Annotated in this window: 8 protein-coding genes; 2 read left to right on the plus strand and 6 right to left on the minus strand. The window is 63.3% G+C overall.

Going from position 1 to position 8,064, the window contains the following annotated elements; translation table 11 throughout:
* Positions 1-33 precede the first annotated feature (33 nt).
* Positions 34-1,242: an FprA family A-type flavoprotein gene (locus HPY44_20180; protein ID NSW58333.1), complete on the plus strand. Its 1,209-nt coding sequence runs from the start codon at positions 34-36 to the stop codon at positions 1,240-1,242.
* A 40-nt stretch (positions 1,243-1,282) separates the two neighbouring features.
* Positions 1,283-1,447: a rubredoxin gene (locus tag HPY44_20185; GenBank protein ID NSW58334.1), complete on the plus strand. Its 165-nt coding sequence runs from the start codon at positions 1,283-1,285 to the stop codon at positions 1,445-1,447.
* Positions 1,448-1,518: 71 nt separating this feature from the next.
* Here the strand turns inward: HPY44_20185 and HPY44_20190 are convergent, their stop codons facing one another.
* The 6 genes from HPY44_20190 to HPY44_20215 form a co-directional block, all read right to left on the minus strand.
* Complete coding sequence (locus HPY44_20190; GenBank protein NSW58335.1) at positions 1,519-2,541, minus strand: hypothetical protein; 1,023 nt, start codon at positions 2,539-2,541, stop codon at positions 1,519-1,521.
* 2 nt (positions 2,542-2,543) lie between these two features.
* Positions 2,544-3,524: a sucrase gene (locus tag HPY44_20195; GenBank protein ID NSW58336.1), complete on the minus strand. Its 981-nt coding sequence runs from the start codon at positions 3,522-3,524 to the stop codon at positions 2,544-2,546.
* A 97-nt stretch (positions 3,525-3,621) separates the two neighbouring features.
* Positions 3,622-3,975 (minus strand): hypothetical protein, encoded by a 354-nt coding sequence (locus tag HPY44_20200; GenBank protein NSW58337.1) that lies wholly within the window; start codon positions 3,973-3,975, stop codon positions 3,622-3,624.
* 50 nt (positions 3,976-4,025) lie between these two features.
* On the minus strand, positions 4,026-4,982 hold the full coding sequence (locus HPY44_20205; GenBank protein ID NSW58338.1) for an NAD(P)-dependent oxidoreductase: 957 nt from the start codon (positions 4,980-4,982) through the stop codon (positions 4,026-4,028).
* Positions 4,983-5,239: 257 nt separating this feature from the next.
* Entirely contained in the window at positions 5,240-7,654 is a 2,415-nt protein-coding gene (locus HPY44_20210) for a DUF4962 domain-containing protein (protein NSW58339.1), read from the minus strand.
* Between the two features lie 95 nt (positions 7,655-7,749).
* The coding region (locus tag HPY44_20215) for a hypothetical protein (protein ID NSW58340.1) at positions 7,750-8,064 on the minus strand (315 nt) is incomplete at its 5' end.

The raw sequence follows: 8,064 nt of genomic DNA on the forward strand, positions 1-8,064 counted from the left end.
AGCAGTGATGCGTGGCGCAGAGGAAGGCACCCGATGAACACCACGCTATGCAACAATGTTGAGTGGGTTGGGTACGTAGACTGGAACATCCGCGACTTCCACGGCTACAGCACCAACCGCGGGTCTACCTACAATTCCTACCTCATCAAGGACCGGAAGACGGCGCTCATCGACACCGTGAAGGCGCCGTATGCAAACCGGCTGCTGGCCAACATACAGCACCATACCGATCTGGACAGGGTGGACTACCTTGTCTGCAACCACGCCGAGCCCGACCATGCAAGCGGGCTGTCGGCGGTTGTGAAGGCCTGCCCGAGGGCGAAGGTGGTCTGCACCGAGAAATGCCGGAAAGCATTGTCGGGCTACCACGACATTAGCGCGTGGGACTTCGAAATCGTCAAGAGCGGCGACACGCTTTCGCTGGGCGAACGGAGCCTGACTTTCCTCGAGACGCCAATGGTGCACTGGCCGGAATCGATGATGACATACCTGCCCGAGGAGAAGCTTCTCTTCTCCCAGGACGCCTTCGGGCAGCACTACGCCTCGGCGGGTCGCTTCGACGATGAAGAACCGTGCGATGTTGTGATGTACGAGGCCAAGGTGTACTACGCCAATATCATCATGTGGGCCGGGAAGCCCATCGCCAAGGCGCTGGAAGCCGCGAGCGCTCTGGAAATAGGGATGATAGCGCCGGCGCACGGAATCATCTGGCGCAAGTGTCCGGAGCGCATCATCGAGGCCTACCAGGGCTGGATCGTCTGCAAGGCCCAGCCCAAGGTGCTGGTGGTCTACGACACGATGTGGCACAGCACGGAGAGGATGGCCGAAGCCATCCTCGACGGCGCAAGCAAGCCTGGCGTTCATGCGCGCCTGTACTCAGTGCGCAAGAATCACATCACGCTTCTTGCCACCGAGGTCCTGGACGCGGCGGCAATCGCCTTCGGATCGCCCACTCTCAATGGGACGCTCATGCCAGAGATGGCGGCGGGGCTGACCTACCTGAAGGGGCTTCGTCCCGCGTGCAAGTCAGGGTTCGCGTTCGGATCCTATGGATGGGCGCCGGGCGGCGCGAAAGCAGTGAACGAGTACCTGCAAGAGATGAAGTTCGAGTTGCTGCGCGAGCCCCTCGAGGCACAGTGGGTGCCGACCCCGGAGATACTCGAGGAGTGCCGGAAGGCCGGGGAGATGCTGGCGGAGAAGGCCCTTGAAGTCGCATGCTCTGCACAGGCCGGGCCGAGCTGAACACATTATTGCCGCGAGGCACAAAGTGAGGGAACGACAGATGCAGAAGTGGGTCTGCGATGTTTGCGGGTATATCTACGACCCGGCTGAGGGTGATCCGGACAACGGTGTTGAGCCCGGTACCGCATGGGAGGATGTTCCGGAGGACTGGGTATGCCCCGAGTGCTTCGTGAGCAAGGATGACTTCTCGCCGTACGAAGAGTAGTCCAGACGCGTCGGTATGTTGCTGCGCGACCGGCTCTCCACTCGGAGGGCCGGTCTCGCATGCGGCGCTGGTCAAAAGTCATACATCGCCAGCACGTTCTCGGCCGGCACGTCGGGCTGGAACAGATGAGCCGGGGAGAGGATATATCCGCCGCCTGCCCCTAACACCTCGCAGTAATGTCGCGCCTCGTCGCGCACCTCATCGGGAGTCCCTTCCGGCAGCAGCCGCTGCATGTCGATTCCGCCGTGGAAGCAGACCCGCGACCCGAAGCGCGTCTTGAGAGCCTCCGGGGTCATGTCCTCACCCGTAGGCTGAATCGGGTCGATCACATCGGGCCCCAGGGCGATGATATCCTCGAGAAGCGGCCCAATGGCGCCGCAACTGTGGAACATTGCTTTGCCGCCGAGGTCGTGGATGTGGTCGAACATTTCTTTCAGATACGGGGCCACGAACTCGCGGAACATGGCGGGGGAGATGAGCGGCCCGGTCTGGCTGCCGAGATCGCTGATGACCAGATAAAGGTCAATGCGGCCCTTGCTGATCCGGGCGGCCCGGGCGTAGTCCTCCAGGTAGAAGTCGGTGAACTTGCGGCAGACATAGTGCGCCCAGTCGGGGCGCGCCGCCATATCGACAAAGAAGTCCTCCCACCCACGGACGAGGGCCGGGCGCTGCCAGACATCCGCGAACCCGTAGATGATCGCGTGATCCGGGTGAGCGTCACACAGGGCGGGCAACGCATCGTGGTCCAGGGCATCCACGCTGGGCCAGTCATATGCCTCGATCTCGGCCGGCGAATCGGCCCCGGCAAGGGCGCCCTTGACATCCTCCCGCATCGGTCCCCAGGGTGTCTGACGATAGATGAAGCGTTCGCCGCCGATGGTCTGCCAGATACCACCGCCGATCTCCCGCGGCGGGGGCTCTACGCTGAGATGCCGCAGATCGATGCCCAATTGGCGCAGGAGGCGCTCTTCGTCTCGGTGCCCCAGGTGGGCGAACAGCCGGTTCATCGTGGGAGGCTCAGCCCAGAAGTCCCGGGGCGTCCGGTCCGGCTCTGCGTGCGCGATTGCTGCGAGAACGCGCTCGCGGTGGGTCATGGTCACCCGTCTCCCAGCGGGATGTGGACGTTGAAGGACGTCAACGCTTTGCCGGACAGATCGGCGTCGCAGGCGCAGAAGAGCACCCGCGGGCGCCCGCCCTCGAGATGCAGTTGCGGCCGCTCCAGCCTGTGCACGCGCTGCACTTCCCCGTCCTCCCACTCCAGTTCCAGGCGCATGGCAATGGGCTGGCGCGCAGGCCCCCAGTGGATACCATCTTCCGATTCAAACAGGGCCAGCGCATTCTTGTAGCCCCCTGTGAAGTACCCCTGAAAGTCCTTGATCAGGCAGCGGTATAGGCCATCCTGCCACCAGACGCAGGGATCTTCCACTGCCCAGTCATTCTCCGGGTTGCTGATGACCGGTTCCGGGTGCTTAGCGAAGGGTCCCAGCGGATGATCGGCGAAGGCAGCGCCGCACAGCACAGCACCGCCTTTGGGGGGAGGCCCGGCGCCCACGCCCTTGTGGAGCATGAGGAACTGACCATCCGGCCCGCGACAGACCGATGGATTGCTGGTCATCAGGCAGTCCCACGAGCCCGGGGTAACATCGAGTACCGGCTTTGAGAAGCGCTCCCACGGACCGGCAGGATGATCGGCGACCGCAACGCCGATGCGCTGGTTGTTGCGGTGGTCCCAATACTCCCCGTTGCCGCGATTGCCCATGTAGTAAAGATAATACCGGCCGTCCGCCTCGAGCACCGCGGGGTTGTGAGTGACATCGCGGTCCCACGCCTCTCCTCCCGCTCCCGGGAGGACGACACTCTGGAACGTGTACGGTCCCAGTGGGTCATTTGATGTCGCATGGGCGATCTCGGAGTGAGTCACCCAGGCGAAGTGACCAAGTTCCCGCGGCCAGCGGGCGAAAAGCAGGTGGCAGATGCCGTCTGGCGTTCGCACCATCGTTCCGCACCAGACAAACCAGCCGTCCATCTCGAAGACGCTTCGGCGCGGCACGGGGCGAACAAGCTTCGCGAAGTCCATGGGTTGCTCCCTGAGTACTGGCAATGCAAGAAAGCCCCTCGGCCACCGGGCAGGGCGGCCCAGGGTTCCGTGCGCCTAGCGCGCCTCGGCGGTTACGCTACTTCCCGCAGCAGCAGCAACCGGACTTCAGATCGCTGCCTTCGATCTCCATGAACTCGAACACCGCGCCGTCCTTGAGGATAAAGGCGACGGTCATGCCGGGCATGGGCGTGAAGGGCTCCAGCAAGACATCCTGGCCCTCAAGCTCGCGAGCGATGGAATCCGTCTCGAAGGCGATATGTGGCAGTTCCCGCAGTGGGCCTGTCACCGGCGAGTCGTCCTCGTAGCGCAGGAACTCCACCTTGAATGGGTGGGCGTCCACGTCGGTCACGTAGACCTTTGTGTCGGGGACGTAAGTCTCGTCAGGCTGGACCTCGGTGGTGGGCAGGCCGATGTGGTGGAAACGGCGCATGGTTGACCTCCTGGTCAGGTGTTATCGGGATCGATTGCGGTCAGTTGGGTTCAGGCGTCTCCGCGGGCGTGATCAATGGCGCTGTCGGCCATGGCGAAGAAATCAAAGCGCGGCTGGTAGCCGAGAATGGACCGGGCGCGACTGATGTTGATCTCAAAGGAGTGGTAGCCACTGCATGTGAGCTCGATGGTGGGTAGTCCAAGGCGCGAAGCCAGGTAGTCCGCGGCCACGCGATAGTCGAAAGCGGCCGGCGCGGCGATGTTGAAAGACTGGCCCAGAGCTGACGGGTTGCCGAGGGCGCGGTCGAAGGCTTGCGCCAGGTCCTCAATATGCACGATATGGCGACGATAGGGCACGCCGTCCTTGTTCACGAGCACCGGGATGTGCTCTTTCCCGGCGCGCACGAGGTCCATCACAGCCTCCGGTTGCTGGCCGAAACCATGGCCGGGTTCGGCCGGGTCCACGTTCTTCAGGAGCGAGAAGTGGTTGAGCAGGTCGGCCTTCTCGAAGACCCAAGAACTGCGCAGGATGGTGAAAGGCACCGAGTACTGGTAGGCGTACTGGGTGGTCATCACCTCCTCCATGACTTTCGTGAAGGCGTAATAGCCGGGGTAGGCCATGAGCGGGTGGCTTTCGTCAATAGGGATCGGCTGCGGGTAGAACCAGATGCCGAAAGCCGCGTCGCCGCCCAGAAGAACGAATTGCTGGGTGCCCTCGAAGCGGCAGGCTTCCAGGATATTCAACGTCCCGCGAACGCTCACGTCAAAGAAGGTGGTCTCGTCCTCCTTGGTCGTTGCAAGCTGCAAGACGGCATCGGTTCCCGACACCACCTCGCGCACAGTAGTCGGGTCCGACACGGTTCCGGGAATGCACTCGATACCTTCGCCCTCCAGCGGGGTCTTGTGGATCAGCGCGCGGATGCGGATGCCCCGCTCCTGAAGCACGGGGATGAAGCGTCGGCCGATCTTGCCTGATCCGCCGAAGAGAGCAACGCTCTGGATGTTCAAGGGAAGGACCTCCGGTATGACTCACGTCTGACCCGCGCTGAAGCACGGGTCTGGGGGCCTTGGGCCGACGGTCTGAACCCGCTGTCTGACCCGCGCTGAAGCACGGGTCTGGGGGCCTTCGGCCGACGGTCTGAACCCGCTGTCTGACCCGCGCTGAAGCACGGGTCTGGGGGCCTTGGGCCGACGGTCCTCCGGACTGTCCGACAAGAAAGCACAGCCCGTTTTACGAGCACTGCCTCGCGGTGCGGCGCCACGCGCTATTTCGGTTTCGGCCAGGGGAGACTGATGATCTGGCGCTCTGCGTTGATCTCGCGGGCAACGATCACCCGGGCTGACGTCTTCAGTTCCTCGCCCCACGGCAGTTGCAGCGTGACCTCTGCGTCTTCCCGGTTGAAAGCAACCAGTGTCCCGCCGACCTGCACCGCGTCGAGACCTTCGGTGGAACGGTTAGCCACCGCAGGGCAGGATTCCTCTGCCGTGCCGATGATCAGTGGCACCAGAAAAGTAGTCTCGCGAACCCGCGCGGACTTGAGTTCCAGCAGGCCGATGTCCGCAATATCGGGAGTGAGGTCCCGAGTTGGATGGACATACTGCGGTCGGTATGTCTCCGTCGCTCCCTCGACCTGCTCTGGTGCCAGGGGCAGCACAGTCAGCGTGGCGCCCGCGTTGTTCACTTGCCACCCTGCGGGCTCGGTGATGGGCTTGATCTGACCGTAGTGATGCAGTAGCCAGGAGAAGACCGAGGGCTCCTGCGCGGCAAGGCGATCATGCACCACCGCGAGGTCTTTCCCGGCGAGGACGAACTCCCGGTCGAAGCGCGTGAGCCCGACTTCGGGCGGATATGCGGATACCGCATCACCCGCAACGATGGACACGTCGCCCTGGTTGATGAAGCCCGTGATACGAGACCGGCCGGGGTTGGTCCGTGGCCACATCTCGCCATCGCCGTACTGGCCGAGACCGTTGACCAGCACGGTGTTGTGATTCCGCGTCTGCTTGCTGTAGGTGTAACCGGGGTCCATCGCGAGGATCCGGCCACGCCCGAAGAGGGTGAAGTGGTTCTGCTCGGGGTGGTTATGCCCGACGCCACTCAGGTTCCGCGGCCCGGCGATCTCGGCCCACTTGTGCCCACCCATGGGTCGGCTCACGAAGGCGGCATGCGTAGCGTCCGGGGCCCAGGAAGTGCGCATGAAAGCCGTCTCGATGTCCGAGTAATAGCGCCCGGTGGGAAGCTTACTGAGTGCATCAGTGGTCGGCACGGAATCATCAAGCCACAGGAGCCGGAACTTGTCGCCAATCGCACCGCCGTTGATCAGTTCGGCCATGCCCATGGTGAGCGGGTCGCTGAAACGCCGGGCCTCCCAGAGAAACAGGCTGGGGTTAGAACGCCCAAGGGGGATTGTGCTGTCTTCTAGAGCCACCGACTGCATCAGGCCCGGGTACAGGTGGTGGAAGCGGAACTGGGCCTGGCCTTTGAGGCCGTCATCCCCCGCGGGGATGCGCAACCCGGTGCACCACTCATACAGGTCGATGTACAGGTACAACGCGGGCATGGAGAAATCCCAGTACGAAGGCCCCTCGTGGAAGCTCCCGTCGGGGCTGAAAGTCAGGGCAATGCGTTCAAAGCGATCCCAGGCCCAGGGCAGCCACTGGTCTGCTTCGGGGGTCTCGCCATAGACGGCTGACGCTCCCAGCGCAAGCGCAAGGTGAGCGTACCAGTAGTGATTCTGCTGGTAAGACTGCCCACCGCCCTGAATGCCCGCCATGGAAGCGTCAAAGATGAGCCGGCAGTGGCGGATGATGGTCTCCCGAACCCGCGCGCGGAGTTCCGCGGGGATCTTGTCATACAGCCAGTCGTACGCCAGCGCGACGCCTTCCATGAAATACTCAGCATCCAGGTCGGCGCCCACATTCGGGTAGGTAGTGGCCACGTCAAGCCAGGCGAGGATATCCGCTAGACGCTGCTCGTCCGGCTGGAGCAGTTCGGCCAGCGCATAGTTGCCCAGGGAGCGGAACGGGCCGCCATTGCGGGCGTTGGGCCTGAAGGCCGGGGCATTGCGGCCAATGGCGCCGGGCAGCTTGTACCAGGCCTTGCCCGGGTCACTGTCCATGCGCCGCCGCAGTTCGGGCAGGCTGTCAGGGGTAATGAGCAGGCGCGGCCTGGCTTGCATAAGCTCAGTGCGCATGGGCGGCATCGGTGTCTGCACCATGGTCCGAACCAGGTGCACGGACTTCAGGGCACTGCCCGCCGCTTCACGCAGGGAGAGGGTGAGCTTGTGGCGTCCGGCTTCCTTGATGACAACCGGCAGGCGGCCCGGGCCGAACTCGCCCACTGGGAACCGCATGGGCGTGGCGATCTGCTCCCCGCCGACAGACAGCCAGTACGAATCGTCACCGGGGGAGTTGCCACGCGCAATTGCCTCGAACAGGTAGTTGCCGGGCTGCAGGTCTACCTCGAAGCTCAGGGAGAACTCCTTGCCGGTAATCCACGCCTGTTCGCCAGCAACCTGCCCCGGAGACAAATTGCTGGCGTATTGCAGCATCTCCTGCCCCACGGCGCCGAAGAGCGTGGTGCGGCCGAGAATCGGCCGGTCGGTTACGTTGTCCAGGGTGACCTGGGAGAATGGTGCCGTTGCAAAGGCGACGGTGGCGATCAGGGCGAGGCTGACCATGATTGGCTCCTGTACCCGCGGGCTGCCTGGGGGGCTGCCGGGCATTTCGCGCAGAGATAGCGTGAGTCCTCCACTCTCCGGGCCTGTACGGAAATCTAAGGTCCGGCATTGTGTAGCATAGTTATAAGATCGTCGGTTTCGTGTACCCATGGCTTGCCGCGTTGGTTGGCGTTGAGCCTTGCGATCACTAGGAACATCCCCACGTTGGCGCCTGTGTCGCTGTGGTACGCCGTGGCGCGGTCCAGGGTGCGGCGCAAGGGTCTCATCACCCCGCCTTCCATCACGTTGGTCGTGCGATACCGCCGGGGATGCTTCACCTTGAGCGGTCTGAGATATGCGATGGACGCGTCGAAATCCGTCAGCAGGCTGGCGACGGCTTCCGGCTCCACAGCCTGCCAGTCTTCGACGAA

It is taken from the genome of Armatimonadota bacterium, assembly GCA_013314775.1.
Lineage (GTDB): Bacteria > Armatimonadota > Zipacnadia > Zipacnadales > JABUFB01 > JABUFB01.

Coding starts and splice junctions, on each gene's coding strand:
- HPY44_20200 (NSW58337.1), bottom strand. CDS start 3,975: ATGCGCCGTTTCCACCACATCGGCCTGCCCACCACCGAGGTCCAGCCT.
- HPY44_20185 (NSW58334.1), top strand. CDS start 1,283: ATGCAGAAGTGGGTCTGCGATGTTTGCGGGTATATCTACGACCCGGCT.
- HPY44_20180 (NSW58333.1), top strand. CDS start 34: ATGAACACCACGCTATGCAACAATGTTGAGTGGGTTGGGTACGTAGAC.
- HPY44_20210 (NSW58339.1), bottom strand. CDS start 7,654: ATGGTCAGCCTCGCCCTGATCGCCACCGTCGCCTTTGCAACGGCACCA.
- HPY44_20195 (NSW58336.1), bottom strand. CDS start 3,524: ATGGACTTCGCGAAGCTTGTTCGCCCCGTGCCGCGCCGAAGCGTCTTC.
- HPY44_20190 (NSW58335.1), bottom strand. CDS start 2,541: ATGACCCACCGCGAGCGCGTTCTCGCAGCAATCGCGCACGCAGAGCCG.